Below are 15,487 nucleotides of genomic sequence, written 5' to 3'. Positions count from 1 at the left end.
GATTCTTTTCTTAAGAAGAATCCTTTTTCCTTTTATTTAAATGCCGCATACCCATCATCAGCCATGATGACGCTGCCGTTTACAGCTCCCGCTTCTTCTAAGGAAAGCAAATAAACCATATCTGCAATTTGTTTTGGTGTAGTAAGCTTTCTGCTCATCGTTTTCGCTTTCATTCCTTCAATCATACCGTTTTCTTTATAGCCTTGAATAATGGGCGTATCAACAAATCCTGGCGCAATGGCGACGACGCGAATACCGTATTTAGCGAGATCTAGCGCAGCTGATTTCGTCATCATCACAACAGCTCCTTTCGTTGCGTGATAGGCATAGGTACCGGGTGAGGCTAAGAAGCTAAAAATAGATGCCGTATTGATAATGACGCCTTTAATACCTAACTCTCTCATTTTCCTGCCCGCTGCCATAATCCCGTATGTAACGCCGTGCTGATTCACATTAATAATGCGGTGATATTCTTCTAAGTCTTGATCCAAAATAGACGTAGGGCGTCCAATACCTGCATTGTTAAACATCACATCAATTCGCCCAAAGCGGTTCACGGTTTCTTCAATCAGTGCTTCCACTTCTTCAAACTTTGTGACGTCCGTTTGCACAAATAAAGCGCTCCCTCCAGCTTCTTCAATTTTTTGAAGGGTATCTTTTCCTTTCCCTTTATCATAATCAGCAATGACCACCGCGTCTCCTTTTTGCGCAAACTTTAAGGCAGTTTCTTTGCCAATTCCGCTTGCTCCCCCTGTAATAACCGCTACTCGTTTTTGCTGCATGTTTCTCCCTCCTTGGTGAAAATTCCTTTCTTTTACATTATAGCATTCTTTTTTTCTATCAGCTGTTTCTATTGATTACTTCATTGCCGTGAAATTAGTTAACTGGGACATAGTTGAACGCCTTTTTTAATAAAAATCAGCGTGTGTACAAGCAGTCTGTTATTTTTTGCATTTACTATAGTGTAAGGAGGTGATGGTTATGCATGAACACACAGATAATGTATCTATTCCCCGTCCTCCGGATGTGGTGACAATTCTGTGGGAGCGAAATCCTTTGGATAGACAAGCTCCTCGTACTGTCGTAGAAGCAACAGTAATCGGCAGCGCAAATCCTTGCGGACGTTTGTTAGCTCAAGGTCAGCGCTACCGCACTGCAGCTCATTGTTTGCTTGACAACGGCTTTGAACAAATTACTGCTGAAAGATTAGGAGTATTTGGAGTAGCTGTATTTGTTAGAGAATATTAAAATAGAAAAAAGGGACCTTTCTGTAAGTTTAGAAAGGTCCCTTGATACGTATTATGCGTGGAAATTCGTGCCGTCTGTTACAGCTTCGATTACACCAGCGCGAATGACAAAGTCACCAAAGTGCTCGCCTTCTTCTCTCTCTTTTGCATAGCGAGGAAGCAGGACGCGCAGTTCGTTTAAAATTTCTTCTTCACTGATATTTTCACGGTACATTTTACTTAAGCGGCTGCCATCAAATGCTGCTCCAAGATACATATTGTATTTACCCGGCGCTTTACCGATAAAAGCAATTTCACCTAAAGCAGGACGTGCACAGCCGTTAGGACAGCCCGTCATACGAATGGTAATTTCTTTATCGCGAAGGCCGTTTTCATCTACAATTGCTTCAATTTTCTCAAGAAGAACTGGGAGATAACGCTCAGCTTCTGCCATCGCAAGCCCGCATGTTGGAAGCGATACACAAGCTAATGAGCTGCGGCGAAGAGCCGAATAATGCTTGCCGTCAGTTAATCCATATTGTTCGATGAGATCACTAATTTGTTTTTTCTTTTCAGTTGATACGTTCGCGATAATTAAATTTTGATTGGCCGTTAAACGGAAATCACCGCTATGAACTTTTGCAATTTCACGAAGACCCGTCATAAGCTTATAGTCTTCAAAGTCAGCAATACGTCCGCCTTGAACAAAAAGAGTAAAGTGCCATTTTCCTTTTACACCTTTTTCCCAGCCGTAGCGGTCGCCGTTATGATCAAAGTGATAAGATTTTGCTTCTTCTAAGCTCCAGCCCAGACGATTTTCAAGCTCTTCTTTTACCGTTTCTAATCCAAGACGATCAACCGTGTATTTAAAACGCGCGTTTTTACGTACAGAGCGGTTTCCGTAATCACGTTGAATCGTAATGATTTTTTCAGCTACTTCTAGAATTTGATCAGGTCGACAGAACCCAATCACTTTTGCAAGCTGAGGGTAAGTTGCTTTATCTCCATGCGTCATACCCATACCGCCGCCGATTGCTACGTTAAAACCAACAAGTTTCTCGTCTTCTAAAATGGCAATAAAGCCAAGGTCTTGTGAATACACGTCAATATCGTTAGACGGTGGAACAGCTACGCCAATTTTGAACTTTCTTGGCAAATAGAGCGGACCATACATTGGTTCCACTTCTTCTTCCACTTCCGGTGTGCTGATCACTTTCTCTTCATCTAGCCAAAGTTCGTGGTACGCTCTTGTACGAGGCAATAAATAATCACTTAATTTTTTTGACCATTCGAATACTTCAGCGTGTACTTCTGACTGATAGGGATTCGGATTGCACATTACGTTACGGTTTACATCTCCGCAAGCTGCAATTGTATCTAATAACGAAGCATGAATTTCTTGAATCGTTTTCTTCATGTTCCACTTTAAAATTCCGTGCATTTGGAATGCCTGACGAGTCGTCAGCTTTAACGTTCCATTTCCGTATTTTTGTGCTAAATCATCCATCACTAGCCACTGTTCTGGTGTTGAAACACCGCCTGGCGTACGGACGCGAAGCATGAATTGGTAAGCTGGCTCTAGCTTTTGTTTTTGGCGTTCGTTACGAAGATCTCGGTCATCTTGCAAGTAGCTTCCGTGGAACTTCATCAAACGATTATCGTCTTCAGAAATACCTGAGCTGATGCGGTCGAGCATTGTTTCTCCTAATGTACCGCGCAAATAATTACTTTCATCTTTTATGCGCTCAACGTCACTTGGAGGACCTTCGGGCGCTTTTAAAATTTTGTTTACCATGTTGAAAATCTCCTTTCAATCCTCAGTATACATCACGCTGATAACGTTTTTGTTTCTTCATTTCAGCAAGGTAACCTTCCGCCTGTTCACGGCTCATCTTGCCTTCTGTTTCGATAATTTCAACTAGCGTGTTGTGCACGTCGCGTGCCATATTTGTTTTATCTCCGCACACATAAAAAGATGCGCCTTCTTCTAACCATTGGAATAATTCTTTACTATGTTCGAGCATACGGTTTTGTACGTATACTTTTTCTTCTGTATCGCGTGAAAACGCCACGTCCATTTTTGTCAGTACGCCATCTTTTAACCACTTTTGCCATTCTGTTTGGTAAAGGAAGTCTGTTACGAAGTGCTGATCTCCAAAGAACATCCATGACTTGCCTTTTGCCCCTGTTTCTTCACGCTCTTGCATAAATGAGCGGAACGGAGCCACACCTGTACCAGGTCCTACCATAATAATTGGCGTTTCTTGATCTTGAGGAAGCTTAAAGTTTTTATTGCTTTGAAGGTATACAGGAATCGTATCGCCTGGTTGCAAACGTTCTGAACAAAGGACTGAACAAACACCTTTGCGCTCGCGTCCATGCGCTTCGTAGCGTACCGCTCCGATTGTTAGATGAACTTCATCAGGGTTTGCTGATAAGCTGCTTGCAATCGAGTAAAGACGCGCTGGCATTTTACGTAGAATGGCTACAAACTCTTGTGCCGATACGTTCCATGGACCGAAGTCACGAACTAAGTCAATTACATCACGGCCTTGTGTGTATGCTTTTAATTCCTGGCGATTTTCTACAAGCGCTTTTAACTTATCGTTTCCCGTAAGCTCAGCTGCTTGCTTTAAAAGAGGCTTTGTTAAAACGGTAATTTCAAAATTAGAGATTAGCGCTTCTCTAAGAGGACGCGTTTCTCCTTCTTTATTAACCGTTACACTTTCACTTGCATCCCACTTGAATTCGTTAAGAAGAAGATCAACAAGCTCCGGGTCATTTTCAGGATAAATACCTAAACTGTCTCCTGGTTCATACGTCAAACCTGAACCTTCTAGAGATAGTTCTAAGTGTCGCGTTTCTTTATTTGATCCGCGGCCGTTTAAGTTTAAGTTCTCAAGCACTTCTGCTTTAAAAGGATTTGTTCTTGAATATGGTGAAGTTCCTGCAGGAGCTTCCGCTGGAACAGCTGCCGAAGCGCTGTGTCCTTTCGCTTCGCTTAATCCGTCAATAACACCTTTAAGCCATTTATTTGCGGGCTCTTCAAAATCTAAATCACAGTCAACGCGCGGATACAGTCTTTCACCGCCAAGTTCTGCTAAGCGCACATCAAATTCTTTTCCTGTTTGACAGAAAAATTCGTATGAGCTGTCTCCAAGCGATAAAACAGAGAAACGGAAGTTCTCAAGTTTTGGCGCTCGACGGCCGTGAAGAAATTCATGGAAAGATAGCGCATTATCAGGCGGCTCTCCTTCTCCATGTGTACTTACGACAATTAATAAATTTTCAAGTTTCTTTAAATTATTTGGTTTGAAATCATTCATAGAAGATACAGTTACATTAAAGCCTTTTGCTTCAAGCGTTTTGCCTGTATTTTCAGCAAGTCCTTGAGCATTTCCTGTTTGTGATCCGTAAAGAATCGTTACGTCTTTTGAAACTGTCTGCTTCGTTTGAGCAGGCGCTGCTGTAGAAACGTCTGGCGTTCCTTCGGCAGACGTAGATTGAGATGCTGTTAAATAACCGCTCAACCACATTTTTTGTGCTTCTGTTAATGTCGGCAGAAGGCGATTAAGCAAATCTGCTTGTTCTTGATTAAAAGGGCTGTTTACTACCTTAAGTTGCAACACTGTCCACCTCACAAAAATATATAATTTAAATATGTATGCTTTTACGAATCATCTTCAACAACATTTAATACCTGTGTCTAATTAATCAATGATGTTTCCCTTCATACATTATTATTCCTATAGATTATATCAAATTTAATTATATAAATCATTAGAAAATTCTTATCAAATTCGTCTACCTGCATTTTATCGGAGAAGAATAAATTAGTAAAATACATATAATTGATAACTAGTATTAAGATCATTAATAATTAAAGCGGTCGTTACGTTTTTTATAAACGCAGTTACTTCTATATTTGTTTATTCTACATCCTTCACATGAATATGAATATTTTGTAATTTTTAGAGAAGTTTTGTAGAAACGGTTTTCTTTCTCATCAGAATGTTACATAATAAATGTAACATTAATCCTTTTAAAAAACACTATACGAAAAAGACAGTATATTCTGAAATTTAGGACAGTTTATAGGTGAGCTAGCAACCTTTTATTCCATCTATTCATACACGTTGAAGAATATAAAGGGAAGCTTGCAGTACATACAATTCCCTTTTGCTCATCTCAAATGAAAGGACTGGCTTTTAAATCAGGTAATCTTTTTTAAGGAGGCTTCTTGAATGTTTTTACGAGAATTAACGAAAAGTGGGACGATAACTGTTTCTTACTATAAAGATGGGACGTTGCAAACGTGCAAAGGCCGCGTGCACAACTTAAATCTCCATCAGCAAATTCTATCCGTAAAAGACGAAAATGAAGCCGTTGTTTCCCTTTTGCTTTCTGATATTAAATCCATTCATTAGTATGTAAAATTAAGGAGGAATTACCATGTGGAAAGATGATAAGCAAGCGCTTACAGATTTTGTGTCGGAAGATCGATTTGAACTGAACTTATATTTAACGTATTTGCTTGATCAAATTTCGTATGACACGTCTAAACAATCTCCTTTTCTTCGTAAGCCTAATGAAACAACTAGTTAATATAGAAAAAAGCGCACAAATTTGTGCGCTTTTTTTAATGTGATGGCTCTACTTCAGCAATGCCTTCTTCTGGTTTTTCTTCGGCTTTTTTATTTGAAAGCTTGATCTGCCTTAAGAACAATGTGCATACCGCTCCTAAAATAATAAAAGCTAAGCCCATGAAAAAGACGCTGTGCAATGCGCTCATTAGCGAGGTCTTCAAAATTGGCACAATGCTGTCTGAAAGCGCAGCTGGAATACTCTTTAGCGCCTCAGGGCTAAACAGCATCTGCAGCACACTTTCAGGATTCGTATCAATCGCTTTTTTAAACCCGTCTGCAAAAGCACTTGCTTGAGCAGGCAATGTGTTTAAATATGGAACGAGTTTGTCACTAAGAAGCGTACCTGATTTTGCATTCATTACCGCTCCTAAGATCGTAATACCGAACGTTCCTCCAATTGAACGGAAAAATTGACTTGATGATGTAACCACACCGAGCTCTTCTTTTGAAAAGCTCTCTTGAAGAGCAAGTGTTAAAATTGGCATTACAAGACCCATTCCTAAACCGATTATGGCCATATAAGAAGTGGCAACAAGTTTGCTAGTATGAAGGTCTAATGTTGTTAACAAGAAGAACCCTCCTGCCATAATGAGCATACCCGTAACAATTTGAGGCTTGATTCCAACTTTATAAACAAGCTGCCCTCCAATAATACTTGTTACAATCATTGAAATCATCATCGGTGTCATAATGGTACCGGATTCCGAGGCGCTGACTCCAACGATTCCTTGCATAAAGAACGGAACAAACGTAATGGCCCCGAACATGCCGATGCTCATAAAAAAGCCAATGATATTTAAAAGCGTAAACGTTCGGTTCTTAAATAAATACATCGGAAGAATCGGCTCTTTCGCTTTCTTTTCCACAATAATAAAGCTTATGATCCCCACAACAGCAAGTGTAAATAGACTAATAATTTGCCAAGAGTTCCAGTCGTAGTCTTTTCCTCCAAAGCTCAGGGCAAGAAGCAAGCTCACTACTCCAATAACCATTGTGAACATACCGGCTACATCGAATTTCACAGGTCCCGTATGTTTCTTTCCTTGAAGTCCCAGGGCAATAAAAACGGTAGCGAGTATCCCTACCGGCAAGTTGATGTAAAATACCCATTTCCAGTTCAGTGAATCAACAATCCACCCGCCAATTTGTGGACCGATGACAGAAGCAAGACCGTAAATTCCTCCGAATACTCCTTGAAATTTTGCTCGTGCTTTTCCTGTAAATAAATCACCGATTACAATCATTGCCATCGGCATCATAACCCCGCCGCCAATTCCTTGTAATGCACGGAATAAAATAAGCTCTGTCATGTTATTTGCCATTCCACATAGAGCAGAAGCAACCATAAAAATAATAAGTCCTGTAACATAAATTACTCTGCGTCCTACTAAATCAGCGAGCTTTCCTGCAATCGGAACAACTGTTGTCGACGTTAATAAATAGGCTGTTGTCAGCCATGTCATCATGCTCAATCCACCAAGATCTCCTACGATTCTTGGCATAGCTGTTCCGACAATGGTTCCATCAAGTGCAGAAAAGAACATCGCAATAATTAACCCAATTAATAAGAGCGTGCGCTTTGAATTTTTTTGATTTTCCATCGTGTGTCTCTCCTCTTTTTTGTTACTGCTGCTTATCTTTATAAGAAGCAGCTGACGTTGCAAGCTTTTTCGTAATAGAAGCCATCATAGAAAGCTCTTCTTCTGTTAAATGCAAAAGATAGCGGTCCATAATGGCTTTTCGACCATTCAGCACATCTTCAAGCTTGTGATACCCAAATTCCGTTAAGGTAATATCAACGACTCGTCTGTCCTCTTTATTATGTTCTCTTACAACAAAATTGTGCTGTTCGAGACGATCCACTAAAAGAGTCACGGCGCTCGGTTTGACATCCATGAGTTCTGCAATTTGAGAAACCTTACTGCTCCCTACTTTCTTTAAATAAGAAAGAACAAATAATTGCGTAGGAGTCATCTCATGCTCATTTAGGCTCTCCATCATTTCGGGCTGCATTTTTTCAAATAGCACTTGAAGCGATGAACGAATCTCTCCAAGATACTGATTGCTTTTTGTCACATCTATTCCTCCAGGCTTGCTTATTTATTTCATGTCATAAATAGTTAATGCTAATTAAATATAAATGCATATAAACTAAAAGTCAATTATTTCTTTTTTAGTATTGACCCTTACGCTGCGTTATATTTTATAGTAGATTTCAGAAGGGAGATGAAAGAATGAACAGAAAAATAAAAGAAGTTGCTGACTTAGTAGGAATCAGCGTCCGCACGCTGCATCACTATGACGAAATCGGGCTATTAAAACCTGATGCCGTTAGTGAATCCGGCTATCGGCTTTATTCAGCGGCTAATCTCGATATGCTTCAACAAATATTATTTTTTAAAGAACTTGGCTTCCCTTTAAAACAAATTCACGAGATTATAACAGACCCGACGTTTAATCGCACAGAAGCATTGATACTGCAAAAAAACATGCTGATTGAAAAACGCAGTCGGCTCGATCAAATGATTGTAACCATTAATAAAACGATTCAATATGAAGAAGGAGCGATTGAAATGAACGAAAAAGAGCGGTTTAAAGGACTGGATTTTTCGCATAACCCATACGAAGAAGAAGCACGGAAGCGCTGGGGAAACCAGCGGGTAGATGAAGCGAATGAAAAAGTACAAAGCTTCTCACAAGAAGAACAGCAGCACATGTCAAACGAATGGGAAAGTATCTACACTCACCTAGCTTCGCTTCGTGATCTGTCACCATCCTCTACAGAAGCTCAAAAAGCTATTGGGAAATGGTATAAATTTTTAAATGAGAACTTTGGAACGTATTCATTAGAAGCCTTTAAAGGTCTCGGAGAAATGTATGTGCAAGATGAGCGATTTACAACTACCATTGACCGCTACGGAAAAGGATTAGCCAAATTTATGAACGAGGCGATGAGTGTATTTGCAGACGCTAAAAACAATAAACAAAAAGACAATGAGATATAACTAAATCAATTCAATCTAAAGACGAACAACTGGCATATATAATCTGACCTGCTTGTTCCGCCGCTGTTGATTTCCGTCCAAGGCTTCGCGTTCCGCGGGCGCCGCTGAGCCTTCAAAACCGCTAGAAGCACCTGCCTATATGAAACTTATGTTCATCACCACAATGAAAAAATCCGAACGATTCATCGTTCGGATTTTCATTCACTTAATATACTTTTGTCCCAGCCTCTTTTTATAAGTGAAGACCCATAAGCATTGTATTATAGTACACGCCATTTATATAGGTGTCTTTTTCTTTTAATCCTTCTGGTTGAAACCCTAGCTTCCTGTATAAAGAAATAGCTCTTTGGTTATCTTCTCGCGTCACAAGTTCGATTTTTTTTGTTTGTTTATGCGTACGTGCCCATTCAATCAGCTCAATCATTAGCTGTCTGCCTAACCCTAGCCCGCTATAAGATTTCTCTACTACAATACCGAGGGTTCCCACATGCTTATTACGCGGGTTTTGAGACGAGGTGATGGATGCGATACTAATGATTTTCTCTTCTTTTTCAGCCACAACTATAAGAGCATTTTGCTCTTGTTTTACAGAAGCTAAAAACAGTTCGTACTCTGAAAGGGGTGTAAGAAACTCACCTTCTCCAAATGAAAGAAAATCACTTTCTCCTCCTACCCGGTTGTAAAAAGCAATCATTTTCTCTGCGTCTTTTGGTGCTGCTTCTCGAATGCTGACGCCTATACCGTTCTTTAATGTACGTAAACTCATATACCTATCTTCCTTTTGGTTATTCTTGTTTGCTTAGCCGAGTTTTATCGCTGTTTTTCTCTCCACTGATCTAACCACATGCGATTTCCTAAAGCTGTAAAATCATTTTCATCGGCGTAGCGTTCAATGACGGAAAGCGCATTGTCCTCAAGCATTGGTGAATAGCTCATGATTTCTAAAATATGATGTGCAGCCCATAAATCAATTCGATAAGTAGGATTCGTCAGCAGTGTTGCAAATTCAAACAGCATGCCTGGATAGTATAAATGAATGAGCTGCGCAATTTTTTTCATATCTTCTGCAGCTCGATTGCCTTTTTTTACAGATTTTTTATCTCGATAATCGATTTCATAATGAATTTTGGCGCTTTTTTGATAAAGATCAACTAGCGTTTCATACGTACGGTGTTTCCGCATTTCTCATCTTCCTTTGCTTCTAGATTTCCTCGTTTGAAGATGCTATAGTTCATTTTTAGGTTTCATATATTCAAATAAATGCAGCAAAAATATGATACTTCCGCCAATACACATCACAAAACTTAACGTAGCAGGATACTGAATAAAGAAACCGACAACACCAAAAATCAGCATAGCAAGCGCTCCTATCATCATAAACAGATGATAAGCCGGTGTATTTTCTTCATTATTCATACATAACTCCTTTTCACTATTTTTTAAGTTATTAAAAAGATATGACACTTCTTTTGGACTATGATCTTTTATTTTGCTGACGCTTTATTTCTTTAGTTTAGCACGAAGTAACGTGAGAAGGCCTCCTCCAAACATGACGCCACCCACAATTTGATACAGGTGTATGTAGCTTTTTATCGTTTCAAGATACAGATCCGTGTCTGCGTTCCCTTGACTTTCTAGCCATTTTTGACCCATGGCCTGCCCTGTTGCAACACTTTTTAACAAAACGACCAGGCCTCCAAGCATGACAACAGCGGCGATAATAAGCTGCACCTTTTCTTTGTCATCTAGCATTTTTTTGAGCTCATCTGCCATATATCTCTCTCCCATCCTTCCCTTGTTATGTATCTACTTGTTTGTAATCATGATGTTTTTTCTATTATAACGCTCAACTTGGTCATTATAACACGGTTTTGCCCTGCCTTTAGTCTTACTTTTCATAAATGAAACCTTTTTGGATCATACTATCTTTGAAACACAGGCGTCTTTAACATCCCTTCATCATTTTTAAAGGGTTACTAATTGAGGTTGATACATGCTTATATTTTTAGGGATTTTTTTACTTTGTGCAGCTGTTTGTTTAGTAGAAATACCTTATTTAAAAAAAGTGAACAGTAAAAAAGAAAAGCGAATGTTTTGGAGTTTGTTCACAGTAAGTATTTTGATTGTTAGTTTAAAATACGGCGGTGTTGAAATCCCCAACCCCGGGGACGGCATTGCTTTTTTATTAAAACCTTTTAGTGATTTTTTGTTCAGTCTGTTGAAGTAAAAGGAAGTGAACAACTTGCATCGTCAGATGAAATTATCCGCAGCACAGTTTCGAATACTCGTCATTTTTTATAGTTTAGGCGATACTATTTTAGTCGTGCCTGGAAGCTTAACCGCTGATTCTAAACAAGAGGCATGGATTCCAGCTATTTTAGGCGTAGGTGTAGGCGTTTTACTGGTATGGATGTATATCAAACTCTCTAGCCTTTATCCGAATAAAACCCTGATAGAACTAAACGAAGCCATTTTAGGAAAGTGGCTAGGAAAGTTTGTCTCTCTTTTATTTGTCGCTTCTACTCTTCTTTTTTGCAGTCAAGTTTTGTTTTACGTGGGCTCGTTTCTAACAACTCGCATTATTATTCAAACACCTATGCTTGCTGTTCATATTTTGTTTATGGGAATTGTGATTGTCGGCGTTCGGCTTGGCATTGAAACGATTGCCCGCTGTGCTGAAATTCTCTTTCCATGGTTTGTTATTCCGTTCTTAATCTTAGTTTTTTCGATCTTCCCTCAAATTCATTATGAGAATTTGCAGCCTTTGTTAGAGGTAGGCGTTAAGCCTATTATCAGATCTATTCTGGTATTTACAAGCATTACGTCTCTCACTTTTATTGTATTGCTAACCGTTTTCCCTGCTCACGTAGCGGAACCAGACCAGCGGAACCGGGCTTTTTTTACGGGAAGCTTAATCGGCGGAGGCATTATGATTATTATTTTATTGCTTGGCATTCTTGTACTTGGAAATACGTATACACGTATTGCTTTATATCCAAGCTATGAGCTTGCAAGACGGATTGAAGTTGCGGATTTTCTAAAAAACATTGAAGTAATTATGGCTATTATGTGGTTTTTATCTCTTTATTTTAAAACATCTCTCTACTATTATGCGACCGTTTCTGGACTCGCTCAAATTCTTGAATTAAAAAACTACCGAGTTTTAACTCTTCCGCTAGGCATTATTGCCGTTACATTTTCACTTATCGTGTATCCAAGCATTCCATATGAACAAACGTGGGACAGAGATACGTGGATTCCGTACAGTCTGCTATTTGGACTATTTTACCCTCTTGGATTATTAATAGTTGGGAAAATTCGCGTAAAGCATTCTGCGTCTTTATCCAAATAAAAAAGCCGCTTAAGCGGCTTTTAAAAGAACACGGTTATGCTCACTAATCCATTCCACAGCATATGTAAAATCATAGATGGGAAAATAGATTTTGTTCGATAATAAATAATGGCAAAGACAAGTCCCATGACGGTAGCTGTAATCGGAAAGCCAATATGTAAAAGGCCGAATACAAGAGCGGAAACGAAAACGCCCACAAGCACGTGATGGCGTTTGGTTAAGAAACCACATAAAACACCTCTGTAAAGCAGTTCTTCTTTAATAGGCGTGATAACTGCTACACTTATAAAAAATATCCAGCTCGAAAGCAGCGTTTGATTAAAACTGCCTTGATTTAAATCCTTTTGCTGCTGATCTGCGCTTTCTACGTTTAAAAATGAAAGCATCACGTACTGCACCGCGGCTACAATTAAAAAGCCTACTACAATATATACATACGTTTTTCTTTCTTTTAATACTGAGAAGTTCCACATAGGCTTTAAAAATCTGCGCACAGGCCTGTACAGCACGGCAACACCTAGAAAAAACGCCGCGTCTACCAGCAGAGCATATGGTCCTTCTAATAAAATCCCCGTCATATTTGACCCCGTAACTTCATCGTAAATAGCTACTCCAATTCCAGCTATAATCTGCAGACCAAAGCCCAACACGATAAATAGAAGCAGCGTGAAGTAAGTAAACTCTTTTTTCTTTTTAGGCTTTAAAACCGGTTCTGAATTTGTTGATAACGTACTCAAAATAGTAACCTCCAAAAATGATTCTTTCTCTCTAGTGCTCTCAAAATTCTACCATAATCTCCGCTTAATGATGTTATTTTTTAGGAAAAAAGTTATATTTTTTCACATTTTACACACAAAGATAGGATTTGAAAAGATAAATGAGCTAGCCAAATTAGTTGTCAACTTCCTTATATTTGATTACGCTTGAAGAAATCTTACCGAAAGTGAAGTGAAAAAATGGCAAACATTTTAATGATCAATTTTCCCGCTGAAGGTCACGTAAACCCAACGCTTGGAATGGTAAAAGCTTTTTCAGACCGAGGTGATACCGTTCATTACATTACGACCGAGCGTTTTAAAGAGCGTCTTGAAAACGCCGGAGCTATCGTACACACTCACCGGGACTTCTTAAGCGGTGTATCCATCAAGCCTGAAACTCCTCAAGGAATCAACGCTTTTTTAAATATCCACATCCAAACGTCTTTAGATACGCTTAAGCTTGTTCATACGTTATCAAAAAAAATTGACTTTGACTTTGTGTTTTACGACAAGTTTGGAGCAGGCGAATTAGTCCGTGATTATTTGCGGATTCCCGGGATTGTATCATCCGCTTCTTTTTTAATGCCAAAAGAACGCTTAGCAATGATGCCTCTGCATCCCGATTCAGACGTTCCATTTAAACCTGACGAAAAAGCTCAGTACGGGCTCAGCTTGCTAAAAAATCAGTTTGGGGTAGAACCTAAAAATCTGCTTCAATTTATGAACAATGAAGGCGAATTAACGGTCGTATATACAAGCCGCTTTTTTCAGCCGCTTCATGAACATTTTGATGACTCTTGTTTATTTATTGGGCCAAGCTTTCCAAAGCGTCACGGCTCTCACGATTTTCCGCTAGAAAAGCTAAAGAACGAAAAAGTTCTTTATATTTCAATGGGAACGGTGCTTCATGATGTAGAAGGCTTTTTCAACCTTTGCATCGACGCATTTAGCGACTTTGAAGGAAAAGTTGTGATTGCAGCAGGAGACCGAGCTGATTTTAAAAAAATAAAAAAAGCACCAGAGCATTTTCTTATTTCGCCCTATGTTCCCCAGCTTGACGTGTTAAAAGAAGCTGATGTTTTTATCACGCACGGAGGTATGAACAGCGTAAATGAAAGTATTCATTTTAACGTACCGTTAGTCGTTTTACCTCATGGGAAAGATCAGCCTCTCGTCGCTCAAAGGCTCGTGGAACTAAACGCCGGGTATCGCTTAGCAAAAGAAACGGTAAATGCTTCTCTTTTAAGGAGTGCAGTTGAAGAAGTTGTCCGCGACGATCGCTATAAAAAAGGAATTAAAGAAATCAACGCAAGTTTCCAGCAGGCATCTGGACCGGCTGCAGCAGCTAAAAAAATTGTCAATTACTTAATAAAACAGCATTCATAAAGAAAAGGTGCACAGATGTGCACCTTTTCTTTATAAAAACAGCCATGTACAAACTGTATATATGCCAATGATTAGCAAACTGACGACTGTAAGGAAAATCAATGCACATCCAGCTACAATAAGCTTATCAGCCCATTTGGATACGTAATGAGCAAAGCTTGCAGGCGGTCTCTCACTTTCCCCAAGTTTTCTTCTTTGATATCTCGTTGAATATTTTGCCTTGTTTTTTTGATACTACGTAGCTCATAAGCCTCTCCTTTTTAGGTGTTTATACTCATCTTAACAAGGGTACAATGAACTATAATTGATTTTCGAAGGGGCTCGGTTATGAACAATGATCTTTTACTCATTCAAGAGATAAAAATCCGAAAGAAAGAAGCACTTCATCAGCTTTACAATCGATATGAATCGCTTTTGTATCGTCTTGTCTATTCAGCAGTAAAAGATCCACATGCTTGCGAAAGCATCTTAACAGAGCTATTCAAAGAAATTTGGCATTCCCCTGATCTTTTGGTCAAAGAACGTACTCTTTCTCTTTCTTTGTGCAAGCAATGTGTAAAAAATATAAAAAAGCACAGCCAGAACTCAGAGAGGATTTCGTCGTAAATCATTTTTTGCTATACATACTATGAATACAAATCCATATGACTGAAATAATCGAAAATATGATTTAAATCTGTAATCTTTATGCTATGAGTGCTGTAAGCAACGATTATTTCAGCCAGCATAAGAACGAATAAAATGGCCAATAGCACCTTAACAAGCGGAAATTGTCGGAACTGAGGAGAAAAAAGCAGCTTACTGACTGTATACAAAAACAGCAGGATAAAGTAGATCATCATGGCATTTGTCGCCTGAAGGGGCACATTCCAGACAAATATGTACACGCTGAATGTCAAAATTAAAATAAACGACATTTCTTTCCCGCTAAAAAAATCACTCATTGCGTAACACCTTTTCTTGTTCATGAATGAATAAGAAATTATAAACTCACGAAACATTAACATTATTTTTACAACAGTATACACGATTTTCCTATTAATTTCTATATACCGGTGTATATATGGAGCGGCTTTTAGCGGATTGGCGTCATGTTTTTGAGTGCAATGGGTTA

At 39.1% G+C, this 15,487-nt stretch carries 19 protein-coding genes; 8 read left to right on the top strand and 11 right to left on the bottom strand.

Features of this window, described 5'->3' with window-relative positions:
• Positions 1-32 precede the first annotated feature (32 nt).
• On the bottom strand, positions 33-782 hold the full coding sequence (locus ACFX4R_RS04855; protein WP_377569000.1) for an SDR family NAD(P)-dependent oxidoreductase: 750 nt from the start codon (positions 780-782) through the stop codon (positions 33-35).
• A 199-nt stretch (positions 783-981) separates the two neighbouring features.
• Here ACFX4R_RS04855 and ACFX4R_RS04850 point away from each other — a divergent pair, with 199 nt between their 5' ends.
• Entirely contained in the window at positions 982-1,248 is a 267-nt protein-coding gene (locus tag ACFX4R_RS04850) for a hypothetical protein (RefSeq protein ID WP_043981455.1), read from the top strand.
• A 51-nt stretch (positions 1,249-1,299) separates the two neighbouring features.
• Here the strand turns inward: ACFX4R_RS04850 and cysI are convergent, their stop codons facing one another.
• Entirely contained in the window at positions 1,300-3,021 is a 1,722-nt protein-coding gene (gene cysI, locus ACFX4R_RS04845; RefSeq protein WP_377568997.1) for an assimilatory sulfite reductase (NADPH) hemoprotein subunit, read from the bottom strand.
• A 22-nt stretch (positions 3,022-3,043) separates the two neighbouring features.
• The gene (locus ACFX4R_RS04840) at positions 3,044-4,852 is read right to left on the bottom strand and encodes an assimilatory sulfite reductase (NADPH) flavoprotein subunit (RefSeq protein ID WP_377568994.1); all 1,809 of its coding nucleotides are present in this window, start codon (positions 4,850-4,852) and stop codon (positions 3,044-3,046) included.
• Positions 4,853-5,470: 618 nt separating this feature from the next.
• Between ACFX4R_RS04840 and ACFX4R_RS04835 the strand changes: the two genes are divergently transcribed.
• Both ACFX4R_RS04835 and ACFX4R_RS04830 read left to right on the top strand, forming a co-directional pair.
• On the top strand, positions 5,471-5,653 hold the full coding sequence (locus ACFX4R_RS04835; RefSeq protein ID WP_013083869.1) for a YolD-like family protein: 183 nt from the start codon (positions 5,471-5,473) through the stop codon (positions 5,651-5,653).
• A gap of 25 nt (positions 5,654-5,678) precedes the next feature.
• Positions 5,679-5,831, top strand: coding sequence for a hypothetical protein (locus tag ACFX4R_RS04830; RefSeq protein ID WP_165574954.1), 153 nt, complete (start codon positions 5,679-5,681; stop codon positions 5,829-5,831).
• 34 nt (positions 5,832-5,865) lie between these two features.
• Here ACFX4R_RS04830 and ACFX4R_RS04825 read toward each other — a convergent pair whose 3' ends face one another.
• A complete protein-coding gene (locus tag ACFX4R_RS04825) occupies positions 5,866-7,473 on the bottom strand; it encodes an MDR family MFS transporter (RefSeq protein WP_237074414.1) in 1,608 nt (535 codons plus the stop codon).
• A 22-nt stretch (positions 7,474-7,495) separates the two neighbouring features.
• Positions 7,496-7,948 carry a MarR family winged helix-turn-helix transcriptional regulator gene (locus tag ACFX4R_RS04820; RefSeq protein ID WP_043981452.1) on the bottom strand — a complete coding sequence of 151 codons (453 nt, stop codon included), beginning with the start codon at positions 7,946-7,948 and terminating at the stop codon, positions 7,496-7,498.
• Positions 7,949-8,106: 158 nt separating this feature from the next.
• Between ACFX4R_RS04820 and ACFX4R_RS04815 the strand changes: the two genes are divergently transcribed.
• Positions 8,107-8,877 carry a MerR family transcriptional regulator gene (locus ACFX4R_RS04815; RefSeq protein WP_043981451.1) on the top strand — a complete coding sequence of 257 codons (771 nt, stop codon included), beginning with the start codon at positions 8,107-8,109 and terminating at the stop codon, positions 8,875-8,877.
• 232 nt (positions 8,878-9,109) lie between these two features.
• On the opposite strand, the gene ACFX4R_RS04810 is transcribed toward ACFX4R_RS04815, so the two are convergent.
• From ACFX4R_RS04810 to ACFX4R_RS04795, 4 genes are all read right to left on the bottom strand, one after another.
• Positions 9,110-9,643: a GNAT family N-acetyltransferase gene (locus ACFX4R_RS04810; RefSeq protein ID WP_043981450.1), complete on the bottom strand. Its 534-nt coding sequence runs from the start codon at positions 9,641-9,643 to the stop codon at positions 9,110-9,112.
• 44 nt (positions 9,644-9,687) lie between these two features.
• A complete protein-coding gene (locus ACFX4R_RS04805; RefSeq protein ID WP_013057801.1) occupies positions 9,688-10,059 on the bottom strand; it encodes a hypothetical protein in 372 nt (123 codons plus the stop codon).
• A gap of 42 nt (positions 10,060-10,101) precedes the next feature.
• Positions 10,102-10,293 (bottom strand): hypothetical protein, encoded by a 192-nt coding sequence (locus tag ACFX4R_RS04800; RefSeq protein WP_014459359.1) that lies wholly within the window; start codon positions 10,291-10,293, stop codon positions 10,102-10,104.
• An 84-nt stretch (positions 10,294-10,377) separates the two neighbouring features.
• Entirely contained in the window at positions 10,378-10,650 is a 273-nt protein-coding gene (locus ACFX4R_RS04795) for a hypothetical protein (RefSeq protein WP_025751130.1), read from the bottom strand.
• A 220-nt stretch (positions 10,651-10,870) separates the two neighbouring features.
• Between ACFX4R_RS04795 and ACFX4R_RS04790 the strand changes: the two genes are divergently transcribed.
• Positions 10,871-11,104, top strand: a complete 234-nt coding sequence (locus ACFX4R_RS04790; protein ID WP_043981449.1) for a hypothetical protein — start codon at positions 10,871-10,873, stop codon at positions 11,102-11,104.
• A 15-nt stretch (positions 11,105-11,119) separates the two neighbouring features.
• Positions 11,120-12,229, top strand: coding sequence for a GerAB/ArcD/ProY family transporter (locus ACFX4R_RS04785; RefSeq protein ID WP_025751128.1), 1,110 nt, complete (start codon positions 11,120-11,122; stop codon positions 12,227-12,229).
• Between the two features lie 20 nt (positions 12,230-12,249).
• Here ACFX4R_RS04785 and ACFX4R_RS04780 read toward each other — a convergent pair whose 3' ends face one another.
• Positions 12,250-12,966 (bottom strand): CPBP family intramembrane glutamic endopeptidase, encoded by a 717-nt coding sequence (locus tag ACFX4R_RS04780; protein ID WP_043981448.1) that lies wholly within the window; start codon positions 12,964-12,966, stop codon positions 12,250-12,252.
• Positions 12,967-13,185: 219 nt separating this feature from the next.
• Here ACFX4R_RS04780 and ACFX4R_RS04775 point away from each other — a divergent pair, with 219 nt between their 5' ends.
• Both ACFX4R_RS04775 and ACFX4R_RS04770 read left to right on the top strand, forming a co-directional pair.
• Positions 13,186-14,373: a macrolide family glycosyltransferase gene (locus tag ACFX4R_RS04775; RefSeq protein ID WP_043981447.1), complete on the top strand. Its 1,188-nt coding sequence runs from the start codon at positions 13,186-13,188 to the stop codon at positions 14,371-14,373.
• 327 nt (positions 14,374-14,700) lie between these two features.
• Positions 14,701-14,979, top strand: a complete 279-nt coding sequence (locus ACFX4R_RS04770; protein ID WP_028409216.1) for an RNA polymerase sigma factor — start codon at positions 14,701-14,703, stop codon at positions 14,977-14,979.
• Positions 14,980-14,999: 20 nt separating this feature from the next.
• On the opposite strand, the gene ACFX4R_RS04765 is transcribed toward ACFX4R_RS04770, so the two are convergent.
• Entirely contained in the window at positions 15,000-15,317 is a 318-nt protein-coding gene (locus tag ACFX4R_RS04765) for a hypothetical protein (protein ID WP_013057808.1), read from the bottom strand.
• Between the last annotated feature and the right edge of the window lie 170 nt (positions 15,318-15,487).

This window comes from Priestia sp. YIM B13490 (genome assembly GCF_042787735.1).
Taxonomy (GTDB): domain Bacteria; phylum Bacillota; class Bacilli; order Bacillales; family Bacillaceae_H; genus Priestia; species Priestia megaterium.
Note: the sequence above shows the minus strand (reverse complement) of the source record. Positions and strands in the feature narration are given on the sequence as shown.

Coding starts and splice junctions, on each gene's coding strand:
- ACFX4R_RS04855 (WP_377569000.1), bottom strand. CDS start 782: ATGCAGCAAAAACGAGTAGCGGTTATTACAGGGGGAGCAAGCGGAATT.
- ACFX4R_RS04850 (WP_043981455.1), top strand. CDS start 982: ATGCATGAACACACAGATAATGTATCTATTCCCCGTCCTCCGGATGTG.
- cysI (WP_377568997.1), bottom strand. CDS start 3,021: ATGGTAAACAAAATTTTAAAAGCGCCCGAAGGTCCTCCAAGTGACGTT.
- ACFX4R_RS04835 (WP_013083869.1), top strand. CDS start 5,471: ATGTTTTTACGAGAATTAACGAAAAGTGGGACGATAACTGTTTCTTAC.
- ACFX4R_RS04830 (WP_165574954.1), top strand. CDS start 5,679: ATGTGGAAAGATGATAAGCAAGCGCTTACAGATTTTGTGTCGGAAGAT.
- ACFX4R_RS04825 (WP_237074414.1), bottom strand. CDS start 7,473: ATGGAAAATCAAAAAAATTCAAAGCGCACGCTCTTATTAATTGGGTTA.
- ACFX4R_RS04815 (WP_043981451.1), top strand. CDS start 8,107: ATGAACAGAAAAATAAAAGAAGTTGCTGACTTAGTAGGAATCAGCGTC.
- ACFX4R_RS04810 (WP_043981450.1), bottom strand. CDS start 9,643: ATGAGTTTACGTACATTAAAGAACGGTATAGGCGTCAGCATTCGAGAA.
- ACFX4R_RS04805 (WP_013057801.1), bottom strand. CDS start 10,059: ATGCGGAAACACCGTACGTATGAAACGCTAGTTGATCTTTATCAAAAA.
- ACFX4R_RS04800 (WP_014459359.1), bottom strand. CDS start 10,293: ATGAATAATGAAGAAAATACACCGGCTTATCATCTGTTTATGATGATA.
- ACFX4R_RS04795 (WP_025751130.1), bottom strand. CDS start 10,650: ATGGCAGATGAGCTCAAAAAAATGCTAGATGACAAAGAAAAGGTGCAG.
- ACFX4R_RS04790 (WP_043981449.1), top strand. CDS start 10,871: ATGCTTATATTTTTAGGGATTTTTTTACTTTGTGCAGCTGTTTGTTTA.
- ACFX4R_RS04775 (WP_043981447.1), top strand. CDS start 13,186: ATGGCAAACATTTTAATGATCAATTTTCCCGCTGAAGGTCACGTAAAC.
- ACFX4R_RS04770 (WP_028409216.1), top strand. CDS start 14,701: ATGAACAATGATCTTTTACTCATTCAAGAGATAAAAATCCGAAAGAAA.
- ACFX4R_RS04765 (WP_013057808.1), bottom strand. CDS start 15,317: ATGAGTGATTTTTTTAGCGGGAAAGAAATGTCGTTTATTTTAATTTTG.